Below are 14,836 nucleotides of genomic sequence, written 5' to 3' on the forward strand. Positions count from 1 at the left end.
CAGGCGTCCACAATAGTTGCAGACGCGCATTAATTGCAAGCGCGGGCTATTGCGGGCGTCGTCTATCCTGGTGAAGGAAGCCCCCCGAGTGATGGGCGACGGACCGAGGAGACCGCCATGACAGCGACGGACCCGGCACTGACCGCGCTCTCGCAGGGCTGGTGCGCGCTCTCCCTCCTCCACGGCAGGATCGAGGCACACATCGAGCGCGCCCTGGAGAGCGGACACGGACTGAGCGTCCGCGAGTACTCCCTGCTCGACGTCCTGAGCCGGCAGCACAACGGGCCCGGTGGCCACCTCCAGATGAAGCAGGTCGCCGACGCCGTCGTCCTCAGCCAGAGCGCGACGACCCGCCTGGTCACGCGGCTCGAGGACCGGGGGCTGCTCACGCGGTACCTCTGCGACACCGACAGGCGCGGGATCTACACGGACGTGACCGAGGCGGGCCAGAAACTGCTGGCCGAGGCGCGCCCCACCAATGACGCCGCCCTACGGGAGGCCCTCGACGAAGCCGCGAAGAACCCGGAGCTGGCCCCCTTCGTCAGGGTCGTGGAGCAGCTGAGCGTTCCCGCCTGACGTTCTCCCGCCCCCGCTAGGGTGCGGACCATGAGCGATCTTGAAATTCGGCCCGCCACCGAGGCCGACATTCCCGCCGTCGTTGCCATGCTCGCCGACGATCCGCTGGGCGCGCAGCGCGAGTCGCCGGACGACCTCACGCCGTACACCGCCGCCTTCGCCCGCGTGGCCGCCGACCCGAACCAGCACCTGGTCGTCGCCGTGCGCAACGACCAGGTGATAGGGACGCTGCACCTCACGATCATTCCCGGGCTGTCCCGGCGCGGCGCGATCCGCTCCCTCATCGAGGCGGTGCGGATCCACGCGGACGCGCGCGGCCAGGGACTCGGCTCCACGCTCATCGAGTGGGCCGTCGAAGAGTCACGGCGGCAGGGAAGCCGGCTGGTCCAGCTGACCTCCGATGCCACGCGCACCGACGCCCACCGCTTCTACGAGCGCCTCGGGTTCACCGCCTCGCACGTCGGGCTCAAGAAGGCGCTCTGATGGCTTGGTTCTGTTTCACGTGAAACGGCGTCTGTTTCACGTGAAACAGCCACGGCTCGCGGGAAGCTTCAGCGGCTGCCGCGCCAACCACCTTCGTCGACGCCGCCGGGTACGGCGTCGCCCGGCTCGTACGGCTCGCGAGTGAACACGAACGAGCCCAGGTCGAGGTGGCTGACGCTGCCGTCCACCCGCCGCACAACCTTCAGGATCTCCCCCGCGTAGTACCCGTCGAGACCCACCCAGGTGCCGTCCGCCTGCGCCCGGAACCGAGAGCCCCGGCCGCTGCCCCGCAGCGGTCGCAGCTCCACACCGCCGTCCCCGGTCAGCCACAGCCCATAGGTGTACGTCCCCCAGTACCAAGGCCCCGCGAGGGCCAGGAGGGAAGGGGACACGTCGGGCAGCGGGCGCCAGGGCTCGGGCAGACGGGGCTCGGCCTCGGCCACGATCCGCACGAGGTCGGAGGCCACCACCCCGGGCATCGGCCCCGACGTGGCATTGGCGAGCACCACCGCGGCCAGCCCGTCGTCCACGCTCATCCACATCCCGGCGACGAAGCCCGGCAGTGAGCCGGAGTGCCCGGTGAACGTCCGGCCGTCCCGGCGCATCAGCTGCACGCCGAGCCCGTAGCCGGCGTCCCAGTCCCCCGGGGTCGGCGGCACCGCGGCCGTACGCATCTCCTCGACGGAGCCGGCGGACAGCACGCGGTCGTCTCCCGCGGCGAGGAAGGCAGCGAACCGGCAGAGGTCTCCCGCGGTCGACCAGAGCTGACCGGCCGGTGCCATCAGCCCCAGATCTTCCTGGGGCTCGGGAAGCACGGCGTCCGCCCAGGGGTGCACCGCCCATCCCTGGGCGTACGGCGCGACAGGACGGAGCGTCGTACGGCCCAGCCCCAGGGGCTCGAGAATCTCGGCCCGCAGCGCCTGCTCCCAGGACACCCCCCGTACCGCCTCGATGAGCGAACCCAGCAGTGTGTAGCCGGTGTTGGAGTAGTGGTGCCGCCGGCCGGGCGAGTGCAGCAGCGGCTCCTCCCCGAGGACGTCGGCCAGCTCCGGACGCAGCGACCCGGGCGTCCGCTCCCACCAGGGAGAGGGCGACTCGGCAGCCAAACCGGCGCTGTGGCCCAGTAGTTGCGCCACCGTCACCTCGCCTACACCGGTCTTCGGGAGGTGCCTCTCCAGTGGATCGTCGAGGTCGAGCAGCCCCTCGTCCCGCAGCCGCATCACCAGAACGGCCGTGAAGGTCTTGGTGATGGACCCGACCCGGTACTGCGTGTCGTCGCCCGGCACGGCCCCTGCGACGTCACCGCCACGCGATCCCGTCCACACCATGCGGCCGTTCCTGGCGACCGCCCCGACCAGGGACGGCGCACGCCCTTCCGCCTGGGCGGTGGCGATGCGATGCAGCAGGGCCCGCTCCGTACTCGGAAGAAGCCCCTCGAAGGATGAGATCGTCATGGGCCCAGGTCTATCGCACGCGCAGGGACGGTCGGACGGGAACCTCGGTGCGAACGCCGACGTCGTCCTCAGTGACCGTACGAAGAGGGGGAGCCGCACATGTCCGTAACGCTGGGCGAGGAAGTCATGCTGCTGTCGCTGGACGACGAGTCCGGCGTGGTGAAGGACCGGTCGACCGCTGCCTGGGCCGTCGCAGGGGGCACGCTGCTGGAACTCGCCATGAGGAACCGCGTCACTGTGACGAACGGCCGCGTACGGGTCGCCGATCCCGCCCCGACCGGAGTGTCCCTGCTCGACGACCGACTGCGGCTGCTGGGCGACTGGACCCGTAGGCGCCCCTCGGGCAAGGTCGGCGACTGGCTGGCCAAGGACCAGGCGACGGCCGTGCGGGCCGCGTTGGACAGCCTGTGCGAGCGCGGCCTGGTCGTCGAGGAGCAGCGCCGGGCGCTGGGGCTGTTCCCCGTCCGGCGCTACCCGGAGACGGACGGCTCCGTGGAGCGGGAGTTGCGCGCCCGGCTTTCGGCAGCGGTCCTCGACGGCGGCCTGCCGGACGACCGGACGTCCGCGCTCGTCGCCCTGCTGCACGGCGCCCGGCTGCATGCCATCGCCTTCCCAGGCGTACCCCGCAAGGAGATCGACGCGCGCATGGCGCAGATCGCCGAGGGCCAGTGGGCCGGCGAGAGCGTCCGCCGGGCGATCCGCGACATGCAGGCGACGATCGCTGCGGTGACGGCCGTCACCGTCACGACGATCGCCTGACCCCGCGTCAGGCGGCCTGCGCCAGCAGGTGGACGGCGAGTGCGGCGATCAGGGTGCTGGACGCCAGGGTGGTGATCAGCCTGCCACGACCGCCGGTCAGTGCCCGCCCGAGGAGCGCGCCTCCGCCGGCGAGGAACAGCTGCCAGCTGGCGGAGGCCGCGAACGCCGCGACCACGAACACCGTCTGCTCCAGGTACCCGGTGTCCGCGGCCGAACGGCTGCCGAGCACGAGGGCCGCGAAGTAGATCACGGTCATGGGGTTCATCAGCGTGATGCCCAGGAACCCCAGATAGGCGCGCCCGGCGCTCAGGCCGGTCCCCTCCTCGCCCTGACCCGCTGCGTTCCGTGCCCGGTACTGCGCGATCGCCGTGAAGGCGCTGCGTGCGGCGAGGACGATGAGCACCGCTCCGGCCGCCCACCGCAGGGGCAGCACGACCGGCTCCAGGAGCGGCACCAGCGCGGTACCCCCCGCCGCCGCGATCAGGGCGTACAGACCGTCCGCGGTCGCGATGCCGAGCGCGGCACAGGCCCCCACACGCAGGGAAGTCCGGGCGGTGACCGCCACCAGATAGGTGCCGACGGCTCCGACCGGCACGGCGATGCCGTACCCGGCGAGGAGGCCGGCGACCAGCGCGGCGATCATGCGGACGCGGGAGTCGTCCTCCAGCGGTCGCGCTGCTGCTGCTCGCCGCGCACGAATCGCGTGGCGGACATCGGCAGCAGGGAGGTCAGCTTCGTCGTCATACGCAGATGCTGCGGGCTCCGCGACCGGCCGGGCAACCGAATTCCTGAGCCGCGGACGGCCGGGGCACCGAAGCACCTGGCCACCCGAGAGCTCCACACCTTCCCCGGGGCGAACAGAGACTCCACTGTGGGTTCTCGCCGCTCGAGACATGTCGATCTCGCGTGACGTGGGCGTTCTTGGCTGTCTCACGGCCTCGTCACCCGAGCACGAGGACTACCGGCGAGCCCGGATCGCGCACCGATGAGTTTCCCGGGCCACGCTGGTCTATACGCCGGACACCCACGGACGGAAGGCTGGGCCATGCGGAAACTGATCTACGGCATGAACCTGACCCTGGACGGCTACATCGCCGCGGCCGGCGACGACATCGGCTGGAGCGGACCGCCGAGCCACGAACTGTTCCAGTGGTGGCTCGACCACGAGCAGGCGAGCGGCCTGTCGCTGTATGGGCGCAAGCTATGGGAGACGATGAGCTCCTACTGGCCGACCGGCGACCAGCAGCCCAACGCCACCCCGGCGGAGATCGAGTTCGCGCGGAACTGGCGGGACACGCCGAAGGTGGTGTTCTCCTCGACGCTCGACAAGGTCGACTGGAACGCCCGCCTGGTCACCGGCGACGCGATCGCCGAGATCACCCGGCTCAAGGCCGAGGACGGCGGCCCGATGAACATCGGCGGCGCAACGCTTGCCGGGGCGGCCATGCGCGCCGGGCTGATCGACGAGTACGTGATCGCCGCCCATCCGGTGCTCGTGGGCGGCGGCACGCCGTTCTTCACCGCGCTGGACAGCTGGGTGAACCTGAACCTGGTGGAGACGCGGACGTTTCCCGGCGGCGTGGTCCTGACCAGGTACGAAACGAGGCGCTGAGCAGCTTCCTCTCACCGTCGCGGCGATCTCCCCCACCGCACACCCCCGAGACCACGAGCGATGCCCCGTGAGCCCACGGTGTCGACGGGTTTCTACCAGGGCACCAGCATCAGAGCCCCCCTCACCCATGCGAATGGGCGGCTTGACCTGCCGGTCCCGGGTTCGTGTCAGATATGCCTTCACTTGGCCATCGCTCGTGAGATTTGGCCACGAAATCTGAGACCCTGCACCGCAGGTATCAGGTCTGGGCCATGTCGACGAAGCGCGAGTAGTGGCCCTGGAAGGCGACGGTGATCGTCGCCGTCGGGCCGTTACGGTGCTTCGCCACGATCAGGTCCGCCTCACCGGCGCGCGGCGACTCCTTCTCGTAGGCGTCCTCACGGTGCAACAGGATCACCATGTCGGCGTCCTGCTCGATCGACCCGGACTCACGCAGGTCGGAGACCATCGGCTTCTTGTCGGTGCGCTGCTCCGGGCCTCGGTTCAGCTGCGACAGGGCGATCACCGGGATCTCCAGCTCCTTCGCCAGCAGCTTGAGGTTTCGCGACATGTCGGAGACCTCCTGCTGACGGCTCTCGGCGCGCTTCGAGCCGCCGGACTGCATCAGCTGCAGATAGTCGATGACCACCAGTTTGAGGTTGTTCCGCTGCTTCAGGCGGCGGCACTTGGCGCGGATCTCCATCATCGACAGGTTCGGCGAGTCGTCGATGTAGAGCGGCGCCTGGGACACGTCCGGCATCCGACGCGCCAGGCGGGTCCAGTCCTCGTCCGTCATGGTGCCGGAGCGCATGTGGTGCAGGGCCACACGCGCCTCGGCCGACAGCAGACGCATCGCGATCTCGTTACGGCCCATTTCGAGCGAGAAGATCACGCTCGGCAGGTTGTGCTTGATCGAGCAGGCCCGGGCGAAGTCCAGTGCGAGAGTCGACTTACCCATGGCGGGACGGGCCGCGATGACGATCATCTGGCCGGGGTGCAACCCGTTGGTCAGGGAGTCGAAGTCCGTGAAGCCGGTCGGCACACCGGTCATCTCACCGCTGCGGGAGCCGATCGCCTCGATCTCGTCGAGCGCGCCCTCCATGATGTCGCTGAGCGGCAGGTAGTCCTCACTCGTGCGCTGCTCGGTGACGGCGTAGATCTCGGCCTGGGCCTGGTTGACGATCTCGTCGACGTCCCCGTCGGCCGCGTATCCCATCTGCGTGATCTTGGTGCCGGCCTCCACGAGGCGCCGCAGGACCGCACGCTCGTGCACGATCTCGGCGTAGTACGAGGCGTTGGCCGCGGTCGGCACGGACTGGACAAGGGTGTGGAGGTACGGCGCGCCGCCCACGCGGTTGATCTCGCCGCGCTTGGTCAGCTCGGCGCCGACGGTGATGGGGTCGGCGGGCTCGCCCTTGGCGTAGAGGTCGAGGATCGCCTGGAAGATGGTCTCGTGGGCGGGCCGGTAGAAGTCATGGCCCTTGATGATCTCCACGACGTCCGCGATGGCGTCCTTGGAGAGCAGCATGCCGCCCAGGACCGACTGCTCGGCGTCGAGGTCCTGCGGGGGAACCCGCTCGAAGCCGGCCGCACCGCTGTCCCAGGGACCACCCTCGCCGCCGCGCTCGTGCTGGTCGTCGCGACCGCGACCGCGGCCACGGCCTTCGCCCCCACGCTGGCGGGAGACGGGCAGACGGTCGCTCGGGCCGTTGTCGGTCCAGGGGTCGTCCAAGGGCTCGGGGATGCTCACCGGCCCACCTCCTCCGTCCGCTCCGCGGACCTTGCCGTGCCACTCTTTCCTACGCCACGGCTCTGACAAACAAGAGGCTCGACTCCGCTTCGCGGCACTTCTGGCGCCGGACCACGGTAGGCCCGCGGGCACCGTCAGCCAATCTGGTTATCCACAGGGCCTGTGGGTGAAGGGCCAGATGCTGTGGAGAACCCCGCGCATCCTGTGCACGGACCAGGGGACAGCCGTGTGGACAAAGTCATAGCGACCTCCACACCCATGCGCTGACCTGCACTTTTTCCATCCACCGGCTGTGGGGGAGAAAAACTTCCCCAGCTGGACCAAGATCAGCTCAACCGGCGTCCACCCCCGTCACCAACGCAGGTCGATGTAAGGATCACAGGAGCATTGCATCTCTTACCTGTGGACGATTACATTGACCGTATGACCCAGGCTTCCACGGCTCCGAAGGACGTACGCCGCCGCCACGACCGCGAGATCATCTCGCTCGCCGTTCCGGCCTTCGGGGCTCTCGTCGCGGAGCCCCTCTTCGTCCTCGCCGACAGCGCCATCGTCGGCCACCTCGGCACCCCGCAGCTCGCCGGCCTAGGCATCGCCGCGACCCTGCTCGCCACCGCCGTCAGCGTGTTCGTCTTCCTCGCCTACGCCACCACGGCGGCCGTCGCCCGGCGCGTCGGTGCGGGAGACCTGCCCGCCGCCATCCGCCAGGGCATGGACGGCATCTGGCTCGCCCTCCTCCTCGGCGCGGCCGTCATCGCCGTCACCCTCCCGGCCGCCCCCTGGCTGGTCGACGTCTTCGGCGCCTCCGACACGGCCGCCCCGTACGCCACGACGTACCTCAGGATCTCCAGCCTCGGCATCCCGGCCATGCTCGTCGTCCTGGCCGCGACCGGAGTCCTCCGGGGCCTCCAGAACACCCGCACCCCGCTGTACGTCGCCATCGGCGGCTTCACCGCCAACGCCGCGCTCAACGTGCTCCTGGTCTACGGCGCCGGCCTCGGCATCGCCGGCTCTGCCTGGGGCACCGTCATCGCCCAGTGCGGCATGGCGGCGGCCTACCTCTTCGTCGTCGTCCGCGGAGCCCGCCTCCACGGCGCCTCCCTCCGCCCCGACGCCGCCGGCATCCGCGCCAGCGCCCAGGCCGGAGTGCCCCTCCTCATCCGTACGCTCTCGCTGCGCGCCGTCCTGATGATCGCCACCGCCGTCGCTGCCCGCCTGGGCGACGCCGACGTGGCCGCCCACCAGATCATCCTGTCCCTGTGGAGCCTGCTCGCCTTCGCGCTCGACGCCATCGCCATCGCCGGTCAGGCCATCATCGGCCGCTACCTGGGCGCCGGCGACGAGGAGGGCGCCCGCGCGGCATGCCGCCGCATGGTGCAGTGGGGAGTCGCCTCGGGCCTGGTGCTCGGCGTGCTCGTCGTGGTGACCCGCCCGCTGTTCATCCCGCTCTTCACCGGCGATCAGACCGTCCGTGACACTCTGCTGCCCGCGCTGCTCGTCGTGGCGCTCTCCCAGCCCGTTGCCGGGGTGGTCTTCGTCCTCGACGGCGTGCTGATGGGCGCCGGCGACGGCCCCTACCTGGCGGGCGCCATGGTCGTGACCCTGGTCGCCTTCGCCCCCGTCGCGCTGCTGGTGCCGGTGCTCGGCGGTGGCCTCACGGCCCTGTGGTGGGCAATGACCTTGATGATGGTCGTCCGCATGCTGACGCTCTGGCTACGGATGCGCTCGGGCCGCTGGGTGGTCACGGGAGCAACGCGCTGACCCTTCTCCTCCAGGGCATTCCTCGATGTTTCACGTGAAACCGGCGACGTTTCACGTGAAACGCGAAGAGGGCCGCACCCTGATCGGGTGCGGCCCTCTTGCATGCTCAGCTCTGCGTGAGGCAGTGCTTAGGCAGCGACGACCTCGACGCCGAGGTTCGCGGCGACCTCGGGGTGCAGACGCACGGACACCTGGTGCGAGCCCAGGGTCTTGATCGGCGAACCGAGCTCGACACGACGCTTGTCGACGTCCGGGCCACCCGCGGTCTTGATCGCCGAGGCGATGTCGGCCGGGGTGACGGAGCCGAAGAGGCGGCCGGAGTCGCCGGAGCGAACAGCCAGACGCACCTTGACGGCCTCGAGCTGGGCCTTGATCTGGTTGGCCTGCTCGATCGTCGCGATCTCGTGGATCTTGCGGGCGCGGCGGATCTGCGCCACGTCCTTCTCGCCACCCTTGGTCCAGCGGATCGCGAAACCACGCGGGATCAGGTAGTTGCGAGCGTAGCCGTCCTTGACATCGACGACGTCGCCGGCGGCGCCGAGGCCGGAGACCTCGTGGGTAAGGATGATCTTCATCTGTCGGTCACCCTTCCCTTAGCGCGCGGTGGACGTGTAGGGCAGCAGCGCCATCTCACGGCTGTTCTTGACGGCCGTGGCGACGTCACGCTGGTGCTGCGTGCAGTTGCCGGTCACGCGGCGGGCACGGATCTTGCCGCGGTCGGAAATGAACTTCCGCAGCATGTTCGTGTCCTTGTAGTCGACGTACGCGACCTTGTCCTTGCAGAACGCGCAAACCTTCTTCTTCGGCTTGCGCACAGGCGGCTTCGCCATGGTGATTCTCCTGTGTGATCAAGAAGTTTGGGTGCGAGCTGACCCTCAGGGCGCCGGGACGCGGGGCGTCCCCGTGGCGTCCTAGAAGGGCGGCTCGTCCGAGTAGCCGCCGCCGGAGCTGCCGCCCCAGCCGCCACCGCCACCCTGCTGGCCGCCGGCCGGAGGCGTGCTGGTCGCCCAGGGGTCGTCGGCGGGAGCGCCGCCACCCTGCTGGCCGCCCGGGGCACCGCCCCAGTTGCCGCCGCCCTGCTGGCCACCGCCGTAGCCACCCTGGCCGCCGCGGCCGGTGGTCTTGGTGACCTTGGCCGTGGCGTTGCGAAGGCTGGGGCCGACTTCCTCGACGTCCAGCTCGAAGACCGTGCGCTTGACGCCCTCGCGGTCCTCGTACGACCGCTGCTTCAGCCGGCCCTGCACGACGACGCGCATGCCGCGCTGGAGCGACTCGGCGACGTTCTCCGCCGCCTGGCGCCAGACCGAGCAGGTCAGGAACAGGCTCTCGCCGTCCTTCCACTCATTGGTCTGACGGTCGAAGGTGCGGGGAGTGGACGCGACGCGGAACTTCGCGACCGCCGCACCGGACGGGGTGAAGCGCAGCTCGGGGTCATCGACAAGATTGCCGACGACCGTGATGACGGTCTCGCCTGCCATGGGGAACCTCTCGGCGGGATTGCTTCTGGCTGCTTGCTGCTACTCGGACCCGATGACCTGTGAGCTGGACGCTCAGTGGGTCTCGGGACGGAGGACCTTGGTCCGGAGGACCGACTCGTTCAGGTTCATCTGGCGGTCGAGCTCCTTGACGACCGCAGGCTCGGCCTGCAGGTCGATGACCGAGTAGATGCCCTCGGGCTTCTTCTTGATCTCGTAAGCGAGACGACGACGGCCCCAGGTGTCGACCTTCTCGACCTTGCCGTTGCCCTCACGGACGACGGAAAGGAAGTTCTCGATCAGCGGGGAGACAGCGCGCTCCTCGAGATCGGGGTCGAGGATGACCATCACCTCGTAGTGACGCATGTGGAACCCACCTCCTTTGGACTCAGCGGCCACGGTCGTTCCGTGGCAGGAGGGTCGTGATGCGTGCGCAACGGTATCCACGCCCACTGACAGCGGCCTCGCACTAGGGGAGAGGCACTGACTCCGGACGGGTTGTCCTGGACATGGGCAGACACCGGTGCAGACCGTACAGAGTACCCGCACAGCAGCGTCCGGTTGAAATCCGGTGGTCAGGGGACGCAATCTGTACACATCGGGTACGGGCGGCGCTACAGTGCGCCGCCTTCCGGCACAGCCAGGAGGTGCCTCATGGCTCAGGCATTCCAGCGTCGTCCCTCCTCATCCCTGTTCGCCACGGACGGAAAGCCCCACCCCCTCCAGGACACGCTCATGGTCGTGACCCTGGTGCTGGGCGCGCTCTCCTTCATCACCGCGCAGTTCCACCACCTCCACCTGCTGAGTTCGTGGTCGGGCCTCATCGGGATCATCACGGGCGCGTACGGCCAGTACATCTCCGAGACGACTCGTGAGCGGACGTTCCTGATCGTGGGCCTGGGCGCCTCGGCGGTCGGATTCTTCCTCGGAATGGCACACGGCGGCCTGTTCGGCGGCGTATTCGACTAGCCGGTCCCGGCATACGGCCAGCCGGGGCGCTCCCCGGTGCCAGTAGGCTTCCGCGCGAGAGCCGGAACCCCTGTACCGATGGGGGACACACCTGCCGAGGAGCGCCCCACATGAGCCTGACCCTGAGGACCATCAGCCGTGAGCAGCATCTGGCGTACATCCAGAACCTGCCCGCGGCGAGTCACTGCCAGGTCCCGGCATGGGCTGATGTGAAGACCGAGTGGCGCTCGGAGAACCTGGGCTGGTTCGACAAGAACGACGAGCTGGTCGGCGTGGGGCTGGTCCTGTACCGCCAGCTGCCGAAGATCAAGCGGTACCTCGCCTATCTGCCCGAGGGCCCGGTGATCAACTGGTACGCGCCGAACCTCGAGGACTGGCTGCAGCCCATGCTCCAGCACCTCAAGAACCAGGGTGCCTTCTCGGTCAAGATGGGCCCCCCGGTCGTCATCCGCCGCTGGAACGCGAACGCGATCAAGTCCGGCATCCAGGACCCCGAGGTCAAGCGCCTGCGCGACGTCGAGGCCACGCACATCGAGCCCCGCGCCTTCGAGGTGTCCGACCGGCTCCGCAAGATGGGCTGGCAGCAGGGCGAGGACGGCGGCGCCGGCTTCGGCGACGTGCAGCCGCGCTTCGTCTTCCAGGTGCCACTGGCGAACCGTTCCCTGGACGACGTCCTCAAGGGCTTCAACCAGCTGTGGCGGCGCAACATCAAGAAGGCCGAGAAGGCCGGCGTCGAGGTCGTCCAGGGCGGCTACGACGACCTGGCCGAATGGCAGCGGCTGTACGAGATCACCGCGGTCCGCGACCGCTTCCGGCCGCGCCCCCTGTCGTACTTCCAGCGCATGTGGCAGGTCCTCAACCACGAGGACCCCAACCGCATGCGCCTGTACTTCGCTCGCCACAACGGCGTGAACCTTTCCGCGGCGACCATGCTCGTCGTCGGCGGCCACGTCTGGTACTCGTACGGCGCGTCGGACAACATCGGCCGCGAGGTCCGCCCGTCGAACGCCATGCAGTGGCGGATGCTGCGCGACGCCTACGCCATGGGCGCCACCGTCTACGACCTGCGCGGCATCTCGGACTCGCTGGACGAGACCGACCACCTCTTCGGCCTGATCCAGTTCAAGGTCGGTACGGGCGGCGAGGCGGTCGAGTACATCGGCGAGTGGGACTTCCCGCTCAACAAGCTGCTCCACAAGGCGCTCGACATCTACATGTCCCGCCGCTGACGGGCGCGTCCCGCCGAGCGTTCCGTAGTCTCATAAGCCTCGTACTCCTGCTCCGACACCTCCAAGCCACAGAAAGGGACCGGTCCGGCCATGGCGCTCTCCCTGTACGTCGACACTGCTCGCTGGCGGGCGCACCACAAGTCCGTGATCGACCAGTTCCCCGGCCTGGTCCCGGTCTGCAAGGGCAACGGCTACGGCTTCGGCCATGAGCGCCTGGCGGAGGAGGTGTCCCGCTTCGGCGCCGACCTGCTGGCCGTCGGCACCACGTACGAGGCGGCCAAGATGAAGGACTGGTTCAGCGGCGATCTGCTCGTCCTGACGCCGTTCCGGCGGGGCGAGGAGCCCGTACCGCTGCCGGACCGCGTCGTGCGGTCCGTGTCGTCGGTCGACGGCGTGCACGCCCTGGTGGGTGCCCGCGTCGTCATCGAGTGCATGAGCTCCATGAAGCGGCACGGCATCCACGAGCACGAGCTGCCCCAGCTGCAGGCGGCGATAGAGGACGTGCGGCTGGAGGGCTTCGCCCTGCACCTCCCGCTGGACCGCACCGACGGCTCCGACGCCGTCGAGGAGGTCATCACCTGGATGGACCGGCTGCGGGCCGCCCGTCTGCCGCTGCACACCATGTTCGTGAGCCACCTGCGCGCCGACGAACTCGCCCGTCTCCAGCAGCAGTTCCCGCAGACCCGGTTCCGCGCGCGGATCGGTACGCGGCTGTGGCTGGGGGACCACGAGGCGACGGAGTACCGCGGCGCGGTGCTCGACGTCACGCGCGTCGCGAAGGGGGACCGTTTCGGCTACCGCCAGCAGCGGGCCGCTTCCGACGGCTGGCTGGTCGTCGTCGCCGGCGGCACCTCGCACGGCGTGGGTCTGGAAGCGCCGAAGGCCATGCACGGCGTGATGCCGCGTGCCAAGGGCGTGGCCCGGGCCGGCCTGGCGACGGTCAACCGGAACCTGTCGCCGTTCGTATGGGCGGGCAAGCAGCGCTGGTTCGCCGAGCCGCCGCACATGCAGGTCTCGATCCTGTTCGTCCCGGCGGACGCGCAGGAGCCGAAGGTCGGCGACGAGCTGGTCGCCCACCTGCGGCACACCACCACCCAGTTCGACCGGCTCGTCGACCGCTGATCGTTCGAGCCTCTCGGAATGGACGGCCGAATCCGCTTCGGCCGTCCTCCGCCACCGAACGGCCGCCTGGGCCCCCGGGCGGCCGTCCGCTGTTCCTCGGCCGTCCCTTCGCCCCTAGGGCTTCCGCTCCTCCTCGGCCGCCTGCTGCTCCTCTGCCGCCCGTCGCAGAGCGGCGGCCCTGCCGACCACGAACACGTCCTCCGCACCGTCCAGCACGCCTCCGGACGGATCGTCGGAGCCGTCCTGCCGCACCACGTCCCGCCGGGGCCGCAGGATGTCCCGCACGATCAGCACGCACAGGTACAGCGTGCCGACCAGGTGCAGCGCGATCGCGAACTGGTACCCGTCCGGCGGCAGGCCGTGCTTGTGGTTCGTCGTGACGTACACCAGGTACATCCAGATCCCGAGGAAGTACGCGACCTCGCACGCCTGCCAGATCAGGAAGTCGCGCCAGCGCGGCCGGGCCAGCGCCGCCAGCGGAATGAGCCACAGGACGTACTGCGGCGAGTAGACCTTGTTGGTGAGGATGAACGCGGCCACCACCAGGAACGCGAGCTGCGCGAAGCGCGGTCGGCGCGGCGCGGCCAGGGCCAGCGCCGCGATGCCGGCGCATGCCAGCACCATCAGCACGATGGCGTAGAGATTGACGGACTCGACGTCGATGCGCGCACCGGTGCGCTGCGTGATGATCAGCCAGAAGGATCCGAAGTCGATGTTCCGTTCCTGGCTGAACGTGTAGAACTTCTTCCAGCCCTCCGGCGCCAGCACCATCACCGGCAGGTTCACCACGAGCCACGACCCGGCGGCGCCCAGCAGCGCCACCGCGAACTCACGCCACCTCCAGGCGCGCCAGCACAGCACCAGCAGCGGCCCGAGCAGCAGGAACGGATACAGCTTCGCGGCCGTGGCGAGACCGATGAGCACACCGAAGGCCAGGGCTCGGCCGCGGCTCCACATCAGCATCGCCGCCGCGGTGAGGGCGATGGCCAGCAGGTCCCAGTTGATCGTCGCGGTCAGCGCGAAGGCGGGGGCGAGCGCGACCAGCAGCGCGTCCCACGGACGCCTGCGGTGGGTCCGCGCCACGCACACGGCGAGGACGGCGGCGCAGGCCATCAGCATGCCCGCGTTGACCATCCAGTACATCTGCTCCCGGTACTGGAGATCGCCTCCACCGGGCGTGAGCCAGGCCGCGACCTGCATGAACAGGCCGGTGAGCACCGGGTACTCCAGGTACTGCATGTCGCCGGCGAACCGGTCGAAGTACGGGATCAGACCGTCGGCGAAGCCACGCCCGACGAACAGGTGCGGGATGTCCGAGTAGCAGGCGTGCGTGTACTGCGACGCCGCACCGCGGAACCACGCCCAGTTGTAGCAGGGCAGCTTCTGCACCATGCCCAGCGCGAACATCCCGATCGCGACGAGCGCGACGACCCTGACCGGGCTCAGCCGGCTCGTACCGAGCCGCGCCCAGCGGCCGACGGGGCCGCCGATCAGCTCGCTGCCGGCAGCGGCGACCTCGTCCCGGCGGGTGGGGCAAACGACGGGCTGGTCCAGGGGGGCGCTCGTCTTCTGTGGGCTCGGCATGGGGACATCCTGCCGTACGCCCCTGTCGATCCGTACGGCCCTGTGGATACGGCGAGGGCCGCCGCGCCCGCGTACGCACGAGC

General features: G+C 69.5%; 16 protein-coding genes. 8 read left to right on the plus strand and 8 right to left on the minus strand.

Annotated elements, in window-relative coordinates:
• The first annotated feature begins 117 nt into the window (after positions 1-117).
• Together ABEB09_RS16390 and ABEB09_RS16395 are read left to right on the plus strand one after the other, a co-directional pair.
• A complete protein-coding gene (locus ABEB09_RS16390; RefSeq protein ID WP_345690666.1) occupies positions 118-576 on the plus strand; it encodes a MarR family winged helix-turn-helix transcriptional regulator in 459 nt (152 codons plus the stop codon).
• Between the two features lie 30 nt (positions 577-606).
• Positions 607-1,059 carry a GNAT family N-acetyltransferase gene (locus ABEB09_RS16395; RefSeq protein ID WP_345690667.1) on the plus strand — a complete coding sequence of 151 codons (453 nt, stop codon included), beginning with the start codon at positions 607-609 and terminating at the stop codon, positions 1,057-1,059.
• 68 nt (positions 1,060-1,127) lie between these two features.
• On the opposite strand, the gene ABEB09_RS16400 is transcribed toward ABEB09_RS16395, so the two are convergent.
• Positions 1,128-2,513, minus strand: a complete 1,386-nt coding sequence (locus ABEB09_RS16400) for a serine hydrolase domain-containing protein (RefSeq protein WP_345690668.1) — start codon at positions 2,511-2,513, stop codon at positions 1,128-1,130.
• A 99-nt stretch (positions 2,514-2,612) separates the two neighbouring features.
• On the opposite strand from ABEB09_RS16400, the gene ABEB09_RS16405 reads away from it, so the two are divergent.
• Entirely contained in the window at positions 2,613-3,272 is a 660-nt protein-coding gene (locus tag ABEB09_RS16405) for a GOLPH3/VPS74 family protein (protein WP_345690669.1), read from the plus strand.
• Between the two features lie 7 nt (positions 3,273-3,279).
• Here ABEB09_RS16405 and ABEB09_RS16410 read toward each other — a convergent pair whose 3' ends face one another.
• Complete coding sequence (locus ABEB09_RS16410) at positions 3,280-3,915, minus strand: LysE family transporter (RefSeq protein ID WP_345690670.1); 636 nt, start codon at positions 3,913-3,915, stop codon at positions 3,280-3,282.
• 402 nt (positions 3,916-4,317) lie between these two features.
• On the opposite strand from ABEB09_RS16410, the gene ABEB09_RS16415 reads away from it, so the two are divergent.
• Positions 4,318-4,884 (plus strand): dihydrofolate reductase family protein, encoded by a 567-nt coding sequence (locus ABEB09_RS16415; protein ID WP_345690671.1) that lies wholly within the window; start codon positions 4,318-4,320, stop codon positions 4,882-4,884.
• Between the two features lie 238 nt (positions 4,885-5,122).
• On the opposite strand, the gene dnaB is transcribed toward ABEB09_RS16415, so the two are convergent.
• On the minus strand, positions 5,123-6,613 hold the full coding sequence (gene dnaB, locus ABEB09_RS16420) for a replicative DNA helicase (protein WP_345690672.1): 1,491 nt from the start codon (positions 6,611-6,613) through the stop codon (positions 5,123-5,125).
• 423 nt (positions 6,614-7,036) lie between these two features.
• Between dnaB and ABEB09_RS16425 the strand changes: the two genes are divergently transcribed.
• Positions 7,037-8,374: an MATE family efflux transporter gene (locus ABEB09_RS16425; protein ID WP_345690673.1), complete on the plus strand. Its 1,338-nt coding sequence runs from the start codon at positions 7,037-7,039 to the stop codon at positions 8,372-8,374.
• A gap of 128 nt (positions 8,375-8,502) precedes the next feature.
• Here the strand turns inward: ABEB09_RS16425 and rplI are convergent, their stop codons facing one another.
• The 4 genes from rplI to rpsF all read right to left on the minus strand — a co-directional run bounded on the left by rplI (position 8,503) and on the right by rpsF (position 10,215).
• Positions 8,503-8,949, minus strand: a complete 447-nt coding sequence (gene rplI / locus ABEB09_RS16430) for a 50S ribosomal protein L9 (protein ID WP_345690674.1) — start codon at positions 8,947-8,949, stop codon at positions 8,503-8,505.
• An 18-nt stretch (positions 8,950-8,967) separates the two neighbouring features.
• Complete coding sequence (gene rpsR, locus ABEB09_RS16435; RefSeq protein ID WP_128983236.1) at positions 8,968-9,204, minus strand: 30S ribosomal protein S18; 237 nt, start codon at positions 9,202-9,204, stop codon at positions 8,968-8,970.
• 81 nt (positions 9,205-9,285) lie between these two features.
• Positions 9,286-9,852, minus strand: a complete 567-nt coding sequence (locus ABEB09_RS16440) for a single-stranded DNA-binding protein (RefSeq protein WP_345690675.1) — start codon at positions 9,850-9,852, stop codon at positions 9,286-9,288.
• Positions 9,853-9,924: 72 nt separating this feature from the next.
• Entirely contained in the window at positions 9,925-10,215 is a 291-nt protein-coding gene (gene rpsF / locus ABEB09_RS16445; RefSeq protein WP_004950685.1) for a 30S ribosomal protein S6, read from the minus strand.
• A 288-nt stretch (positions 10,216-10,503) separates the two neighbouring features.
• Here rpsF and ABEB09_RS16450 point away from each other — a divergent pair, with 288 nt between their 5' ends.
• From ABEB09_RS16450 to ABEB09_RS16460, 3 genes are all read left to right on the plus strand, one after another.
• A complete protein-coding gene (locus ABEB09_RS16450) occupies positions 10,504-10,818 on the plus strand; it encodes a hypothetical protein (protein ID WP_345690676.1) in 315 nt (104 codons plus the stop codon).
• Positions 10,819-10,928: 110 nt separating this feature from the next.
• Positions 10,929-12,047, plus strand: coding sequence for a lipid II:glycine glycyltransferase FemX (locus ABEB09_RS16455; RefSeq protein ID WP_345690677.1), 1,119 nt, complete (start codon positions 10,929-10,931; stop codon positions 12,045-12,047).
• 90 nt (positions 12,048-12,137) lie between these two features.
• On the plus strand, positions 12,138-13,169 hold the full coding sequence (locus tag ABEB09_RS16460) for an alanine racemase (RefSeq protein ID WP_345690678.1): 1,032 nt from the start codon (positions 12,138-12,140) through the stop codon (positions 13,167-13,169).
• Between the two features lie 114 nt (positions 13,170-13,283).
• On the opposite strand, the gene ABEB09_RS16465 is transcribed toward ABEB09_RS16460, so the two are convergent.
• Positions 13,284-14,753, minus strand: a complete 1,470-nt coding sequence (locus ABEB09_RS16465) for a glycosyltransferase family 87 protein (RefSeq protein WP_345690679.1) — start codon at positions 14,751-14,753, stop codon at positions 13,284-13,286.
• Positions 14,754-14,836: the final 83 nt, after the last annotated feature.

The organism is Streptomyces coeruleoprunus, assembly GCF_039542925.1.
Taxonomy (GTDB): Bacteria; Actinomycetota; Actinomycetes; order Streptomycetales; family Streptomycetaceae; genus Streptomyces; species Streptomyces coeruleoprunus.

Bases quoted from the DNA above. Each gene is read 5' to 3' on its own strand.
- ABEB09_RS16390 (WP_345690666.1), top strand. From the start codon at position 118: ATGACAGCGACGGACCCGGCACTGACCGCGCTCTCGCAGGGCTGGTGC.
- ABEB09_RS16395 (WP_345690667.1), top strand. From the start codon at position 607: ATGAGCGATCTTGAAATTCGGCCCGCCACCGAGGCCGACATTCCCGCC.
- ABEB09_RS16400 (WP_345690668.1), bottom strand. From the start codon at position 2,513: ATGACGATCTCATCCTTCGAGGGGCTTCTTCCGAGTACGGAGCGGGCC.
- ABEB09_RS16405 (WP_345690669.1), top strand. From the start codon at position 2,613: ATGTCCGTAACGCTGGGCGAGGAAGTCATGCTGCTGTCGCTGGACGAC.
- ABEB09_RS16410 (WP_345690670.1), bottom strand. From the start codon at position 3,915: ATGATCGCCGCGCTGGTCGCCGGCCTCCTCGCCGGGTACGGCATCGCC.
- ABEB09_RS16415 (WP_345690671.1), top strand. From the start codon at position 4,318: ATGCGGAAACTGATCTACGGCATGAACCTGACCCTGGACGGCTACATC.
- ABEB09_RS16425 (WP_345690673.1), top strand. From the start codon at position 7,037: ATGACCCAGGCTTCCACGGCTCCGAAGGACGTACGCCGCCGCCACGAC.
- rplI (WP_345690674.1), bottom strand. From the start codon at position 8,949: ATGAAGATCATCCTTACCCACGAGGTCTCCGGCCTCGGCGCCGCCGGC.
- rpsR (WP_128983236.1), bottom strand. From the start codon at position 9,204: ATGGCGAAGCCGCCTGTGCGCAAGCCGAAGAAGAAGGTTTGCGCGTTC.
- ABEB09_RS16440 (WP_345690675.1), bottom strand. From the start codon at position 9,852: ATGGCAGGCGAGACCGTCATCACGGTCGTCGGCAATCTTGTCGATGAC.
- rpsF (WP_004950685.1), bottom strand. From the start codon at position 10,215: ATGCGTCACTACGAGGTGATGGTCATCCTCGACCCCGATCTCGAGGAG.
- ABEB09_RS16450 (WP_345690676.1), top strand. From the start codon at position 10,504: ATGGCTCAGGCATTCCAGCGTCGTCCCTCCTCATCCCTGTTCGCCACG.
- ABEB09_RS16455 (WP_345690677.1), top strand. From the start codon at position 10,929: ATGAGCCTGACCCTGAGGACCATCAGCCGTGAGCAGCATCTGGCGTAC.
- ABEB09_RS16460 (WP_345690678.1), top strand. From the start codon at position 12,138: ATGGCGCTCTCCCTGTACGTCGACACTGCTCGCTGGCGGGCGCACCAC.
- ABEB09_RS16465 (WP_345690679.1), bottom strand. From the start codon at position 14,753: ATGCCGAGCCCACAGAAGACGAGCGCCCCCCTGGACCAGCCCGTCGTT.